The following is a 14,043-nucleotide window of genomic DNA, read 5'->3' on the forward strand; positions in this document are numbered from 1 at the left end:
CACCGAAGGTAGGGATCACGCCTTGTAGTCGGCTTCCCGCTAGGGGATGCACCTTCCGCGTAGCTCTGAGGTATTACGGGGCTGAGGAGGCGTACAGTGGCCGCACTGAGGAGGCGCCATGCTCACGGTGACATCCGCCGACGGGACCGACGTCCGGGTGGTCGAGGAGGGGCGGGGCCCGGCCGTCCTCGTCCTGCACGCGGGGCTCGACGACGGCACCCAGTGGGGCAAGGTCGCGGGGCTGCTCGCGCCGCGGTTCCGCGTGGTGCGCGTCCGGCGCCGCCAGTACCGGCCGGATCTGGCCGGACCCGCGACCATGGCGCAGGAGGCCGCCGACGCGGTGGCGGTGGCGGCGGCGCTCGGCGGGCCCGTCCTGCTCGTGGGCCATTCCTCCGGCGCGGTGGCCGCGCTGGAGTCCCTGCTCCTCGCGCCGGACGCCTTCGCCGGCGCGGTCCTGTACGAGCCGCCCGTCGCCCTCGGACCCTCGCTCGGCGGCGCGGCGAGCCAGGCGGCCGCGGCCGCGGTGGCGGCGGGCCGGCCGGGCCGGGCGATGCGGATCTTCTTCAGGGACGTGGTGGGCCTGTCGCCGGCGGTCTCCTGGCTGACCGCCGTGGCGGTGGCCGGCCATCGGCCGACGCGGCTGCGCGCGCCGCGCCAGATCGACGACCTGCTGGCGATCGACGCCCTGGGCGACCGGCGGGCGGCGTACGCGGCGATCCGCACGCCGGTGGTGCTGCTCGGCGGCGACCGCAGCCCCGCCCATCTCGGCGCGCGCCTCGACGCCCTGCGGGAGGTGATCCCCGGCGCCCGGCGCGTCACGCTCCACGGGCAGGGGCACGGCGCGCACCTGAGGGCGCCCCGGGAGGTGGCCGAGGTGATCGAGGCTCATGCGCGGGACGTCCTCGGCGAGAGCTGAGACCGTGCCCCCGTGACCCCGACGTCACCTGCGGGGGCCGCAGCTCCCACGGATGATCAGCTCGGTGGGCAGCACCACCGTGCGCGCCCGCCGGGTGCCCTCGCGCAGCACCAGCTCGCACGCGCGGTATCCCATGTCCCGGCCCGGCTGGGCGATCACGGTCAGCGGCGGGGCGCACAGCTCGGCCCAGGGCACGTCGTCGTACATCACCAGCGACACGTCCTTCGGCACCCGCAGGTCGAGCTCGCGGGCGGCCAGCACGGCCGCCTCGCCCAGGACGTTCCCGCCCGCGACGACGGCCGACAGGTCGGGACGGCTCTGGAACAGGCCGGAGGCGGCGGCGTACGCCGAGTCGCGGCTGCCGGTGCCGAACACCACCAGCTCCTCGTCCACCGGCGCGCCCACGGCCTCGCGGAAGGCGGCGGCCCGCCGGTCGTGGCCGGGGCCGCCGAGGAAGGCGATGCGCCGGTGGCCGAGGCCACGCAGGTAGCGCACGGCCGTACGGATGCCGGCGCGGTCGTCGGCCAGGACGGCGGGCACGTCCAGGGGCCGCGCGGCGCCCTCGGGGACGCGCCCGCGGGGGCCACGCCGTCGAGGAGCATGAGATCGTCGAGGGCGCTCTCGGCGGGGTCGCGGTCGCCGTCGCGCCCGGCCTCGGGCGGCAGGCGGTCGGCGAAGACCACCGTCATGCCCGCCCTGAGCGCGGGGGCCCACGTCTCGGCGTCGCCGGAGGGCACCGCGATGACCCGGTCGACGCTCTGTTCGAGCAGCATGCCGATCAGCTCGGCCTCCTGCTCGGGGTCGCCGCCCGTCGAGCCCAGCACGACCGGCTCGCCCGCCGACCGGGCGCAGGCGAGCACGCCTTCGCAGAGCTGCCCGTAGAAGGTGTCGGTGAGGTCGGGCACCAGCAGGCCGAGGCCGCCGGTGCGGCGCTGGCGCAGGTTGCGGCCGAGCGCGCTGGGCCGGTAGTCGAGCTGGGCGGCGACGGCCGGGACCCGTTCCCTGGTGCTGGGGCTGGCCGAGCCGCCCGACAACACCCGGGACACGGTCGCGACGCCGACGCCCGCCGCCTCGGCCACATCCTTGATCGTCGCCCGCTTCTCCATGGAAACGATTCCATCATGGATTCCGGTCCACCGGAAGAGCGCCGTGCCTACAAAGGCTGGTCACGCGGTACCCCTTGACACGGATGTCCGTTTCGGGTGAGATACGTGAAAACGTATCCACGGGAACCGAGAACCAACGTCCGGGCCGATCGCCCTGGAGCGCGAAGGAATGTCATGGCATCCATCGTTCTGACGAACGTCGACAAGATCTACGCCGGTGGCGTGAAGGCCGTGAACGGGCTGAACCTTGAGATCAAGGACGGCGAGTTCATGGTGCTGGTGGGCCCATCGGGTTGCGGTAAGTCGACCGCGCTCCGGATGATCGCCGGCCTCGAGGACATCAGCGGCGGCGAGATCGCCATCGGCGACAAGGTGGTCAACCACCTTCCGCCCAAGGACCGCGACATCGCGATGGTCTTCCAGAACTACGCGCTCTACCCGCACATGACGGTCGAGGAGAACCTCGCCTTCGGCCTCAAGCTCCGCAAGATGCCCAAGCCGGAGATCCAGAAGCGGGTCAACGAGGCCGCCAAGATGCTCGGCCTGGAGACCTACCTCAAGCGCAAGCCGGCCGCCCTGTCCGGTGGTCAGCGCCAGCGTGTCGCCATGGGCCGCGCCATCGTCCGTGAGCCGCAGGCCTTCCTCATGGACGAGCCGCTGTCGAACCTCGACGCCAAGCTCCGCGTCTCCATGCGCGCCTCGCTCAACACCCTGCACGAGCGCCTCGGCGTCACCACCGTGTACGTCACCCACGACCAGGTCGAGGCCATGACCCTCGGCGACCGCGTCTGCGTCCTGCGCGACGGTCTGCTGCAGCAGGTCGACACCCCGCAGAACCTGTTCGACAAGCCGGTCAACCTGTTCGTCGCCGGCTTCATGGGCTCGCCCTCGATGAACTTCGTCACCGCCGAGCTGGCCCGCGACAACGGCGCGGTCGTGCGCTTCGCCGACATCAGCCTGCCGATCCCCGACTCGGCGTTCGCCGACAAGCCGGGCCTCGACCAGTACATCGGCAAGAAGGTCATCCTCGGCATCCGCCCGTCGGACTTCGAGGACGCCAACTCGGCCGGCAACCACGCCAACGGCTGGGCCACCCTGCCCGTCAAGGCGGAGGTCACCGAGGAGCTGGGCTCCGAGATCAACGTGCTGTTCCTGATCGACGCCCCGCCGGTCGAGCACAAGGACACCGTCGCCGCCGCCGACACGGGCGACGACGAGGAGGCGGCGCTGCCGCTGGTGGGCGACAAGTCCCTGTGGACCGCCCGCGTCAACGCCCGCAGCCACGTGCGCCCCGGCCAGCGCATCGACCTGGTCCTGGACACGCACAACCTGCACTTCTTCGACCCGACGAGCGGCCTGGCCATCGGCCACGAGGCCAACCGCTAGCAGGTCCGGCCGGATCTGCCGGTCCCGGCCGTGAGTTCCTCACGGCCGTCCCGGGCCCCCACCGCGACCCCCTCCCGCGGCGGGGGCCCAACCTTGTTGTACGCCCCGAGGTCAGCGGCGGCCGAGCCGGGCCGAGACGCGCCCGGCCAGGTTGTGCGGCACCAGCTTGCCGATCGCCACGATGGCCTTGTAGCGCAGGTCGGGCACCGAGACCCGCTTGCCGAGCGCGAGGTCGCGCATGGCGTCCCTGACCACGTTGTCGGCCTTCAGCCACAGGAACCCCGGGATGCCCGAGGTGTCCATGGACGCCCGCTGGTGGAACTCGGTGCGCACGAAACCGGGGCACAGCGCCATGATCTTGATCCGCGGGTTGCGCACGTCGTTGGCCGCGGACTCGCTGAAGTTGACCACCCACGCCTTCGAGGCGCTGTAGGTGCCGCGGGAGAAGAACGCCGCGACCGACGCCACGTTGATCACCGCGCCCCGGTCGCGCTTGCGCATCGCGGGCAGCGCCGCCAGGGTGAGCCGCAGCACGGCCTCGCAGTGGACCTTGAGCATGCGCAGCTCGTCCTCGACCGGCACCTTCAGGAAGTCGCCGGGGTGGCCGAAGCCGGCGTTGTTCACCAGCAGGTCGACGCCGTCGCGGAGCCTCGACTCGACCCTGGCCAGGCCCTCCTCGGTGGCCAGGTCGGCGGGCAGCACCTCGACGTGCACGCCGTACCTGAGCCTGAGCTGGTCGGCGACCTGGACGAGCCGCTGCTCGTCGCGCGCGACCAGGACGAGCGAGCAGGCGTCGGCGGCCAGGCGGCGGGCGAACGCGGCGCCGATGCCGGCGGTGGCGCCCGTGATCAATGCGGTTGGCATGTCCTGAACCTTAACGTCCCCGGTCGGGCGTGCGAGTATGGACGGCGTGCGCCCCCTCGCGGCCGTGCTCCTCCTGGCCCTCACCGCCTGCTCGGCCGCCTCGCCCCCGCCCGGCCCGGCCACCGTGTCCTCCGCCCCGCCGGCCGCCACTCGGGCTTCCACGCCGGCGAGCCCTGAGCCGAAAAGCGCTCCCCGGCAGGTGCGTTTCCGTGAGATCGGCCGGTTCGAACGGCCGGTCGCCCTCGCCGTGCGCAAGGGCGACGCCCGGCTCTACGTCGCCGAGCAGGGCGGCCGGCTGCGCGCCACGGACGGCGACGTCCTCGTGGACCTGTCGGGCGAGGTGAGCGGCGGCAACGAGCAGGGCCTGCTCGGCGTGGCCTTCCATCCCTCGGGCCGCTGGCTCTACCTCGACTGGACCGACACCCGCGGCGCCACCCACGTCACCGAATGGGCCTTCGACGGGCATCGTGCCACCGGCCGGCGCGACGTGCTCACCCAGGAGCAGCCGTACGCCAACCACAACGGCGGCCAGCTCGCCTTCGGCCCCGACGGCCATCTCTACATAGGGCTCGGCGACGGCGGCAGCGCGGGCGACCCGCAGGGCAACGGCCAGGACCTCGGCACGCTGCTGGGCAAGATCCTGCGCATCGATCCGCGCGGCAGGCCGTACAAGGTGCCGCGGGACAACCCGTTCGCCGGGAAGGACGGCGCGCGGCCCGAGATCTGGGCCTACGGCCTGCGCAACCCCTGGCGGTTCGGCTTCGACCGGCACAGCGGCGACCTGTGGATCGGCGACGTCGGCCAGGACGAGGTGGAGGAGGTCGACCGCCAGCCGGCCGCCTCCAAGGGCGGCGAGAACTACGGCTGGAACCTGCGCGAGGGCGAGCGGCCCTTCCGCGGCGGCACGGGCCGCGGCCTGACCGAGCCGGTCATCACCTACCCCCTGCGCAAGGACGGCAGCTGCTCGGTGATCGCCGGGTACGTCTACCGCGGCGCCGCGCTGCCCTGGCTGCGCGGCAGCTTCCTGTACGGGGACTTCTGCGCCGGCTGGGTCAGGGCCGCGCCCGCGGGGGAGCCGTCGAAGGCGGCCGAGATCGGCACGGTCGAGCAGCTGTCCTCGTTCGGCGAGGGGCTCGACGGCGAGCTCTACGCGCTCAGCCTGCGGGGTCCGCTCTACCGGATCGAGCCTGCCTGACCCGCTCGATCAGCTCCTCGACCTGGTCGTTGAGCCGCGATCCGCGGGTCCAGCCGGCGTAGTGGGTCAGGAACACCACCACTTCGCGCAACTCGCTCTCGCTCAGGTCGCCCGCCCGCAGCGCGACGTCGAGCTGTACGGCGGTCAGCTCGTCGAGCCCCTGTCCGACGAGCAGCCCGAGCAGGAGCAGCCGGCGCTCCTTGACCGACAGGGCGGTCCTTGACCACAGGTCGGCGAACTGCCGCTCAGCCGTCATGCCGAAGGAGTCGACGGTCTCCATCGCGGGTTCTTTCATGGTGCGCTCCGGGGCTCGGGATGGGCGTCCTCATATCCTTTGCTACTTCCTGTGGTCTACCAATGGGGGTTGCACGAACGTTGTATCCCGGGCGACCGTAGAGTGTGGCGGCCTGGCCCATACCATCATTTGGTGATCTGTAACAAGTAAAGCCAATCAATGGCCAAGATTTGGTCAAGATTTCTCATCGTGCATCCGGCCTCATTCCGCATGAAAGCGGGCACAACAACTGCGTTGGTCCGTAAAGCGGAGGTAAGCCCTGGTGAAAAGGACACGGGCTTGGATCGCGCTCATGGTCGCGGTTTTCGTGCTGTCGGCGTGCGGGCAGCCGGAGTTCACCTACGTGCGGGACAGGGAAGGGACCACCTATTTCAAGGTGCCCGCCTCGTTCAAGCAGCTCAACGCCTATCCGATCGAACTGTATCTGACGGGTGACCAACCCGGTTCGCTGGCGGCGGCGACACGCGCGCAGCGGGTCTGGTCCACGGCCTTCGACCAGTCGGCCGAGCCGTCGGTCAACCATCTGCTGAGCTCGTCCGACCCGTTCGTGTACGCCACCGTGCACAAGCTCACCGAGCAGCAGCGCGACGCGATCTCGCTCAACCGGCTGCGCGACTTCGTCCTGCCCGTCACGGACCCGATGCGCGAGCTGTACGAGCAGCGGACCATGAGCACCGGCCGGCCGCCGATGTTCGCCAAGTTCGAGCTCCTCAGCGACGACGTCCTCGCCCTGGAGAACGGCGCCAGAGGCGTACGGGTGCGCTTCAACTACCAGATCGGCGCCGACGTACAGACGTTCGACCAGACCGCGATCCTCGACGAGAAGGGCGCGACGGTCTCGGTCATGCTCATCGGCTGCCGGGCGACCTGCTACCGCGACCGCGGCGCCGAGTTCGACAAGATCGCGGGTTCGTTCAAGCTGCTCCGGCTGCCCGGATGAGGGGGCGTCAGTGACCACCACCTTTCAGCACGAAGGGCTGCGCGCACCCGGCAGCGGGCCCTCCGACCCGGACTCCGTGACCAGGAAGAAGATGCAGTTCTGGGACCGGAGCAAGTTCCTCGTCGCGCTGGTCCTGGCCTACCTGATCCTCACCTGGAAGGTGACGGCCGACTGGACGGGCGTCGTGGCCTTCCCCGAGGCGGCCTGGAAAGTCGGTTACGAGTACCAGTGGATCTTCTGGCTGCTCGGCGCCGAGGCCGGGCGGCAACTGCACTTCCTCGTCAGCGAGCACTGGTCGGGCTATCACCGGTTCTGGAGCCAGAAGGTCTTCGGCGGGTTCGAGCGGTGGACGCACCGGCGCTTCGACGACTGGACCAGATACCGCATCTCCAGGGCCCTGAAGATCGCCTTCTTCGTCACGCTGATCGCGCTGGTGGCGGGGGCGGTGCTGGACGTCAGCCCGTTCGTCGCCCTGTTGCAGGCGCCGACGCTGATCTGGCAGGCGCTGCCGTTCCTGCTGCAGATCGTCTTCCTGTTCTTCTTCGTCATCATCCAGTTCGTCGGCCTGTTCTGGTTCCTGTCCAGGGGCGGCGTGGAGACGTACTTCCCCGACGACATCAAGACCCGCTTCGCCGACGTCTGGGGCCAGGACCACGTGGTCGAGCGGGTCCAGGAGAACATCGTCTTCCTGGAGCGGCCCGACGAGATCGAGCGGCGCGGCGGGTACGTGCCCAGCGGCCTGCTGCTGTGGGGCCCGCCCGGCACCGGCAAGACCCTGATGGCCGAGGCCGTGGCGGGCGAGACCGGCAAGCCGTACGTGTTCGTGGATCCGGGAGCCTTCACGAACATGTTCATGGGCGTCGGCATCCTGAAGGTCAAGGGCCTGTTCAGGAAGCTGCGCAAGCTGGCGCTGCGGTACGGCGGGGTGATCGTCTTCTTCGACGAGGCCGACTCGCTCGGCAAGCGCGGCAAGCTGGCCCAGCAGGGGCCACCCGGGCAGGGCGGCTTCTCGGCGCACTCCGGCTGCCACGGGATGACGTACCTGTCGGAGGAGAGCCGCTCGGCGCTGGCCGTCAAGGGCCGGCGCGAGGCCGCCGACCCGCCGGGCACCTGGCGGGAGCGTTTCTTCGCCGGCGGCGGCATGATGAACAGCGGCGATCCCGGCACCCTCCAGGCGCTGCTCACCGAGCTGTCCGGGCTCAAGAAGCCGCGCGGCTTCTTCAACCGGCTGGTCAGGCGGCTGCTCGGGATGCGGCCCAAGCCGCCGCCCAAATACCGCATCCTCGTCATGATGGCCACCAACCGGCCCGACGCGCTGGACGAGGCGCTGCTGCGGCCGGGCCGTATCGACCGCATCTACAAGGTCGGCTATCCGTCCAAGGCCGGGCGGGTGCGGACGTACCAGGGCTATTTCGACAAGGTCGACCACGAGCTCACCGGGGAGCAGATCGACAAGCTGGCCACGATCACGCCGTACGCGACCGGGGCCACGATCAAGGACCTGGTCAACGAGTCGCTGATCACCGCCATCCGCGACGGGCGGGAGGTCATCACCTGGTCGGACGTGCTGCGCGCCAAGCGGCTCAAGCAGCTCGGCCCGCCCGAGGACGTCGAGTACATCGAGCGGGAGCGGCACGCCGTGGCCGTGCACGAGGCGTGCCACGCCGTGGTGGCGTACGTGACCCGGTTCCATCTGGAGATCGACATCGCCACCATCGAGAAGGGCGCCGACTACCTGGGCATGGTCGCCTCGATCAAGCCCGAGGACCAGTTCACCCGCTGGAAGTCCGAGTACGAGGCCGACATCATGGTCTCCCTGGCCTCGCTGGCCGGCGAGCGCATGTTCTTCGGCGAGGACAACTCCTCCGGCGTCTCCGGCGACCTGCACGCGGCCACGTTCCTCACCGCGCTCATGGAGTCGTACTGGGGGATGGGCTCCGGCGTCACCTCGCTGCCCGCGCTCCAGGAGCTGGAGATCCACGGCGGCAAGGCCGTGCGCGGCCGGGGCGGCGGGGGAGGCGGCATCGGCATCACCGAGCGCGAGCCGGTGCGCGCCGCGCCCGACCTGACCCCCGACGTGCTGGGCGAGCGCATCGAGTTCAACCTGGTGCGGCTGCTGGAGAAGACCGAGCGGCTGCTGGAGGAGCACCGCAGGCAGGTGCTGTGCCTGGCGCACGCCCTGGAGACGCACAAGACGCTCAACGGCGACGACGTGGTGGCCGTCGTCCGCGGCGAGCGCGGACCGCTCGTGGACGGCACGATCTACGCCTCCGACGAGCTCTACGCGCAGCTGGAGGACTACCACCGCGACGCGGCCAGGGCGCACAAGGAGCACAGCCGCATCGAGCGCGAGCTGCCCGGCCCGGTGGAGGCGGAGGCCGAGCCGCGGGCGGTCGCCTTCGCCGCCCCGGGCGCCGGCACGGCCGTGGCGCAGGTGATCACGGCCGAGGTCACCCGGATCGACCAGGGCGTCGGGCAGGGCGTCCGGCAGAGCGTCGAACAGGGCGGTGACCGGCCCGAGTTCGTGCCGTGGGCGCCCGGCCCGCGGGCCGCCCCGGCCTCGGCGGCGGTCCCGGCAGCGGTCCAGGCGGCGGTACCGTCAGCGGTCCCGGTCCCGGCCGGGATTCCGGCCGCCGTCCCGCACGCGGGCTTCGGGCCGGTTCCCGGGGCGGTCGCCGAGCCCCGGCGGCGCCGGCGCGCCGGTCGGGCCTGGCTGGTCGTGGCCAGCCTGCTCGGGCTGATCGCGCTGGCCCTGATCGCGGCGCTGGCGGTGACCGGCGCGGTGCCCGGCGCGGGCGCCGACGTCGCGGCGGCTCCCGCGCTCGCCTCGCCGGCCCTGCTGCTCCTGCTGTTCGTCGTGGTCGTCGGGGTGGTCGTAGGCGCCGGGCTCGCGTTCGTGGCGGTCAGGGGCGTACGGACGGCGCAGGCCAAGGCGGAACGCGAGCGCGACGAGGCCCACCGGCGGGCCCAGCTGCTGGCCGCGGCCATGGACCCGGACACGGCCATGCGGCTGCTCGGCTACGACGGCAACGGCAACGGGACCCGGGCCGATGGGTGATCTCATGGTCACTTAGAGTAAGGACGCATGAGCAAGGACGGCGTCGTACGCAGCCTGGTCCCCGCCCGCATGGACCGCCTGCCGTGGGCGCCGTTCCACACCCGGCTGGTGATCGCGCTCGGCGTGGCCTGGGTGCTCGACGGGCTGGAGATCACGATCGCCAGCAACGTCGGGGCGTTCCTGCAGCGCCCCGACACGCTCGGCTTCACCTCCGCGGAGGTGGGCCTGTCGGCCACCGTCTACCTGATCGGCCAGGTGGCCGGCGCGCTCTACTTCGGCTGGCTGTCCGACCGGCTCGGCCGCAGGAAGCTGTTCATCCTCACACTCGGCATCTACCTGGTCGCCAGCGGCCTGACCGCCCTGTCGTGGGACCTGTGGAGCTTCCTGGTGCTGCGCTTCGTGGCCGGGGCGGGCATCGGCGGCGAGTACGCGGCCGTCAACTCCGCCATCGACGAGATGATCCCCTCCCACTACCGGGGCCACGTCGACCTGGCCATCAACGGCACCTACTGGCTGGGCTCGCTGCTGGCCACCTCGGCCACGTTCCTGCTGCTGCACCCGGGCGGGCCGCTGGACCCCGACTGGGCCTGGCGGCTCGGGTTCGCGGTCGGGCCGGTGATCGGCCTGGCGATCTGGGGGCTGCGCCGGCACCTGCCGGAGAGCCCGCGCTGGCTGATGACGCACGGCCGCGAGGAGGAGGCCGAGCGGGTCGTCGCCCGCATCGAGCAGGAGGTCGAGCGGGAGGACCGGGTCAGGCTGGAGCCGGTGCCGCAGGAGCAGGCGCTGGAGATCGTCCCCGAGCACCACGCGCCGCTGTCGCAGGTCGCCAGGACGTTGTTCCGCACGTACCCGGAGCGCTCGGTGCTGGGGGCGACGCTGATGATCTGCCAGTCGTTCCTCTACAACGCCGTGTTCTTCACCTACTCGCTGGTGCTGACGCACTTCTACGGCGTCCCGGCGGGCTCGGTGCCGCAGTACATGTTCGCCTTCGCGGCCGGGAACCTGCTCGGGCCGCTGCTGCTGGGCAGGCTGTTCGACACGGTCGGGCGCAGGCAGATGATCTCGGCCACGTACATCACCTCGGGGCTGCTGCTGGCGGTCACCGGGTGGCTGTTCAAGGAGGGGCTGCTGACGGCGGTCACGCAGACCGTGCTCTGGTCGGTGATCTTCTTCATCGCCTCGGCGGCGGCCAGTTCGGCGTACCTGACCGTGAGCGAGATCTTCCCGATCGAGCTGCGGGCCCAGGCCATCGCGATCTTCTTCGCGCTCGGGCAGGTCGCGGGGGCGTTCGGGCCGACGGTCTTCGCCTCGCTCATCGGCGACCAGCGCGACCCCGACCCGACCAGGCTGTTCTGGGGCTACTGCTTCGGCGCGGGGATGATGGTGGCGGCCGGGCTGGTGGAGATCGTCTTCGGGGTGAAGGCCGAGCGCACGCCGCTGGAGCACATCGCGGCCCCGCTGACCTCCCGCCAGGCCACCTCTACCTAGCCGGGCCGTGCCCGGCCAGGTGCTCGGCGTGCGCCCGCGCCACCAGGGCCGCCAGCCGCTCGTCCCGGGCGACGCCGGCCCGCTGCCGCTCCGGCAGCTCGCCCAGCCGCGCCTCGGCCGCGAGCAGGTCGCGGTAGACCTCCTCGCGCCGCTCCGGGTCCTTCTCCACGTCCAGGTAGTCCTGGGCGTGCCGGCGGACGGCCGAGACCACGTTCTGCGCCCGGCCGCGCGGGCTGGCCAGCGAGGCGGCCACGGTGACCAGCAGCACGCCGACGATCACCGACAGGGACAGCCCGGTGCTGATCTCGGTGACGTCCACCGGCTCGCCGCCGTTGACGAACGGCACGTTGTTCTCGTGCAGCGCGTGCAGCCCGAGCTTGACGCCGATGAAGGCCAGGATGACCGCCAGCCCGTAGGCGAGGTAGATGAGCCGGTCGAGCAGGCCGTCGATGAGGAAGTAGAGCTGGCGCAGCCCCAGCAGGGAGAAGGCGGTGGCGGTGAAGACGAGGTAGACGTTCTGGGTGAGGCCGAAGATGGCCGGGATGGAGTCGAGCGCGAACAGCACGTCGGTGCCGGCCAGGGCGACCATGACCAGCAACATCGGCGTCATCACCCGCCGGCCGTCGCGCACCGTGAACAGCCGGTCGCCGTCGTAGGTGTCGGTGGCGCGGAACAGCCTGCGGGCCAGGCGGACCATGATGTTGTCGGTGTGGCCCTCGCTGGCCTCGGGCCGCAGCAGGTTGCCCGCCGTGAGCAGCAGGATCAGGCTGAAGACGTAGAACACCCAGGCGAACGTCTCGATCATCGCGGCGCCGAGGAGGATGAACCCGGTCCGGGCGACCAGCGAGAAGACGATGCCGAACAGCAGGGCCTTCTGCTGGTCGGCGCGCGGCACCCGGAAGCTCCCCATGATGACGAGGAAGACGAACAGGTTGTCGACCGACAGCGCCTTCTCGGTCACGTACCCGGCGAAGTACTCCGCGCCCGGCTCGGCGCCGCCGAACACCCACACGCCCACGCCGAACAGCAGGGCGATCCCGACGTACAGGGCCGACCAGACGGCCGCCTCGCGCAGCGTGGGAACGTGCGCCTGCCGCACGTGGAAGAAGAAGTCGAACAGCAGCAGGCCGGCGATCCCCAGGATCGTCAGCCACCACACGGGCGCGGACACGTCCACGAACGCTCCTCGGGTTAGAGGCGGATCTCCAGGCGGCCGACCGGCTCGGCCAGTTCCTCCTCCTCGTAGGCGAAGTGCGAGGCGAGGGCCTGGGAGAGCCGTTCGACGCCGGCCCGGACCCGGTCGATCCTGGCCGGGTCGGCGATCATCTCCGCGCACGCCCGGTCCAGGCGGGCCAGCAGCTCGGCGATGACCTCGTGCTCCTGCGCCAGCTTCTTGACCACCGGCTCCAGGGCGGGGTCGCGTTCGGTGAGGGCGGGGAAGGTGCTGCCGTGCTCGACGTCGTGGTGCACGGTCAGCAGGCGGCGGAAGGTCGCGCAGAACACGCCGAGCGTCCAGTGGTTCTGGCGCACCGCGAGCCGGTCGCCGTCCGGGTGCGCGGCCGCGGTCTCGGCGGCCACCTGCTCGACCGCGTCCCTGACCTGGCGGAGCTGGGCGCGGTAGCCGTCGTGCACGTCCACCAGGCGGCGGCCCGACCGGGCCTGGTCGGGGGTCAGGGCGGCGGGGTCGCCGCCCGCCGTCCTGGGCCGGCCGGCTTCGTCCAGGTCGGGGATCGTCACCGGACGGCGGACCGGCTCGGGCGCGGGCCGGCCGCGCTCCCTGGCCACGGCCGCCCGTACGGCGGGCGCGACCTCCTCGGCGAACACCCGCAGGTCCCGCTCGGCCTCCACCCCCGGGGCCAGCACGAACCCGCTCATGCCCGCCTCGAACACCAGCTCCGTGAGCTGCTCGGCCCACAGGGAGGCGGGACCGTCGAGGAAGCCCGCGCCGGGCAGCGGCGACAGGCTGCCGCCGAGGTTGTAGACCTTGCGGATCGCCGCCGGGTCGCGCCCGGCGTCCGCGGCGGCCGCGTCGAGGATCCTGGCCTGCGCGGTCACGGCCTCGGGCGGGCTGTGGAAGGAGGAGGTCAGCCAGCCGTCGCCCATCCGGCCGGTCAGCTCCAGCATCCGCCGCCTGGTCGCGCCGACCCAGATCCCGATCGGGTGCGCCGGGAAAGGGCCGGGGCGCGCGCCCGCCAGCCGGTGGTGGGCGCCGGAGAAGGTCACCGGGTCGCCCGGGGTCCACAGCGCCCGGATGACAGTGATCGCCTCGGCCAGCGCGTCGATCGACTCGCCGGGGGAGAGCCGGGGGCCGCCCATGGCGGCGATGGCGTCCCACAGCGCGCCCGCGCCGAGCCCCAGCTCCACCCGGCCGCCGCTGAGGAGGTCCAGCGAGGCGGCGGCCCTGGCCAGCACGGCGGGCGGGCGCAGCGGCAGGTTGACCACGTCGGGCACCAGCCGGACGCGCTCGGTGCGCTGCGCGATCGTGGCCAGCAGGGTCCAGGAGTCGAGGAAACCCGCCTGGTAGGGGTGGTCCTGGACGCCGACCAGGTCCAGGCCGAGCCGGTCGGCGAGCTCTGCGTGCCGCAGGACCCGGTCGCCGTTCGCCGCCTCGGGCGCGAGCAGCGCGCCGAACCAGACATCCTCCATGATCATCATCCCCCGGCCTCGATCGTCGTACGGCCGCGTCCCCCGGACGGCCGACCTGCCCCAGCTAACCGTCTTTATTGGATTTACCCCCTAATAGCGGGACGGGTGGCGGCACGATTAACACGGCGTTCACATTCGGGCAAAAACCG

12 protein-coding genes and 1 pseudogene are annotated in these 14,043 nt (G+C 71.7%); 7 read left to right on the plus strand and 6 right to left on the minus strand.

Annotation, left to right across the window (positions count from 1 at the left end; genetic code table 11):
• Positions 1 to 118 precede the first annotated feature (118 nt).
• Complete coding sequence (locus tag ACNF49_RS20030; RefSeq protein WP_482944649.1) at positions 119 to 916, plus strand: alpha/beta fold hydrolase; 798 nt, start codon at positions 119 to 121, stop codon at positions 914 to 916.
• Positions 917 to 940: 24 nt separating this feature from the next.
• On the opposite strand, the gene ACNF49_RS20035 is transcribed toward ACNF49_RS20030, so the two are convergent.
• Positions 941 to 1,456 carry a substrate-binding domain-containing protein gene (locus ACNF49_RS20035; protein ID WP_482944650.1) on the minus strand — a complete coding sequence of 172 codons (516 nt, stop codon included), beginning with the start codon at positions 1,454 to 1,456 and terminating at the stop codon, positions 941 to 943.
• 60 nt (positions 1,457 to 1,516) lie between these two features.
• On the opposite strand from ACNF49_RS20035, the gene ACNF49_RS20040 reads away from it, so the two are divergent.
• A complete protein-coding gene (locus ACNF49_RS20040) occupies positions 1,517 to 1,798 on the plus strand; it encodes a hypothetical protein (RefSeq protein ID WP_482945743.1) in 282 nt (93 codons plus the stop codon).
• Between the two features lie 134 nt (positions 1,799 to 1,932).
• Here ACNF49_RS20040 and ACNF49_RS20045 read toward each other — a convergent pair.
• Positions 1,933 to 2,022 (minus strand): annotated as a pseudogene (locus tag ACNF49_RS20045) (LacI family DNA-binding transcriptional regulator); the annotation flags it as partial.
• A 174-nt stretch (positions 2,023 to 2,196) separates the two neighbouring features.
• Between ACNF49_RS20045 and ACNF49_RS20050 the strand changes: the two are divergent.
• Positions 2,197 to 3,408, plus strand: a complete 1,212-nt coding sequence (locus tag ACNF49_RS20050; RefSeq protein WP_352357172.1) for an ABC transporter ATP-binding protein — start codon at positions 2,197 to 2,199, stop codon at positions 3,406 to 3,408.
• Positions 3,409 to 3,519: 111 nt separating this feature from the next.
• On the opposite strand, the gene ACNF49_RS20055 is transcribed toward ACNF49_RS20050, so the two are convergent.
• On the minus strand, positions 3,520 to 4,272 hold the full coding sequence (locus ACNF49_RS20055) for an SDR family NAD(P)-dependent oxidoreductase (protein ID WP_357964698.1): 753 nt from the start codon (positions 4,270 to 4,272) through the stop codon (positions 3,520 to 3,522).
• A 46-nt stretch (positions 4,273 to 4,318) separates the two neighbouring features.
• Here ACNF49_RS20055 and ACNF49_RS20060 point away from each other — a divergent pair, with 46 nt between their 5' ends.
• Positions 4,319 to 5,467 (plus strand): PQQ-dependent sugar dehydrogenase, encoded by a 1,149-nt coding sequence (locus tag ACNF49_RS20060; RefSeq protein WP_482944651.1) that lies wholly within the window; start codon positions 4,319 to 4,321, stop codon positions 5,465 to 5,467.
• On the opposite strand, the gene ACNF49_RS20065 is transcribed toward ACNF49_RS20060, so the two are convergent.
• Entirely contained in the window at positions 5,427 to 5,762 is a 336-nt protein-coding gene (locus tag ACNF49_RS20065; RefSeq protein WP_352324894.1) for a carboxymuconolactone decarboxylase family protein, read from the minus strand. The genes ACNF49_RS20060 and ACNF49_RS20065 overlap by 41 nt on opposite strands.
• Positions 5,763 to 6,054: 292 nt before the next feature.
• Between ACNF49_RS20065 and ACNF49_RS20070 the strand changes: the two genes are divergently transcribed.
• From ACNF49_RS20070 to ACNF49_RS20080, 3 genes are read left to right on the plus strand one after another with little or no spacing between them, the layout of a single operon-like run.
• Positions 6,055 to 6,702 (plus strand): hypothetical protein, encoded by a 648-nt coding sequence (locus tag ACNF49_RS20070; protein ID WP_482944652.1) that lies wholly within the window; start codon positions 6,055 to 6,057, stop codon positions 6,700 to 6,702.
• Positions 6,703 to 6,712: 10 nt separating this feature from the next.
• Positions 6,713 to 9,760: an AAA family ATPase gene (locus ACNF49_RS20075; protein ID WP_482944653.1), complete on the plus strand. Its 3,048-nt coding sequence runs from the start codon at positions 6,713 to 6,715 to the stop codon at positions 9,758 to 9,760.
• Between the two features lie 27 nt (positions 9,761 to 9,787).
• Positions 9,788 to 11,248 carry an MFS transporter gene (locus ACNF49_RS20080; protein WP_357964693.1) on the plus strand — a complete coding sequence of 487 codons (1,461 nt, stop codon included), beginning with the start codon at positions 9,788 to 9,790 and terminating at the stop codon, positions 11,246 to 11,248.
• On the opposite strand, the gene ACNF49_RS20085 is transcribed toward ACNF49_RS20080, so the two are convergent.
• Together ACNF49_RS20085 and ACNF49_RS20090 are read right to left on the minus strand one after the other, a co-directional pair.
• The gene (locus ACNF49_RS20085) at positions 11,241 to 12,425 is read right to left on the minus strand and encodes a TerC family protein (RefSeq protein WP_357964691.1); all 1,185 of its coding nucleotides are present in this window, start codon (positions 12,423 to 12,425) and stop codon (positions 11,241 to 11,243) included. The two genes, ACNF49_RS20080 and ACNF49_RS20085, sit on opposite strands and share 8 nt — an antisense overlap.
• A gap of 14 nt (positions 12,426 to 12,439) precedes the next feature.
• Positions 12,440 to 13,894 (minus strand): LLM class flavin-dependent oxidoreductase, encoded by a 1,455-nt coding sequence (locus ACNF49_RS20090; protein ID WP_482944654.1) that lies wholly within the window; start codon positions 13,892 to 13,894, stop codon positions 12,440 to 12,442.
• Positions 13,895 to 14,043 lie beyond the last annotated feature (149 nt).

Source organism: Actinomadura sp. ATCC 39365, from assembly GCF_054392275.1.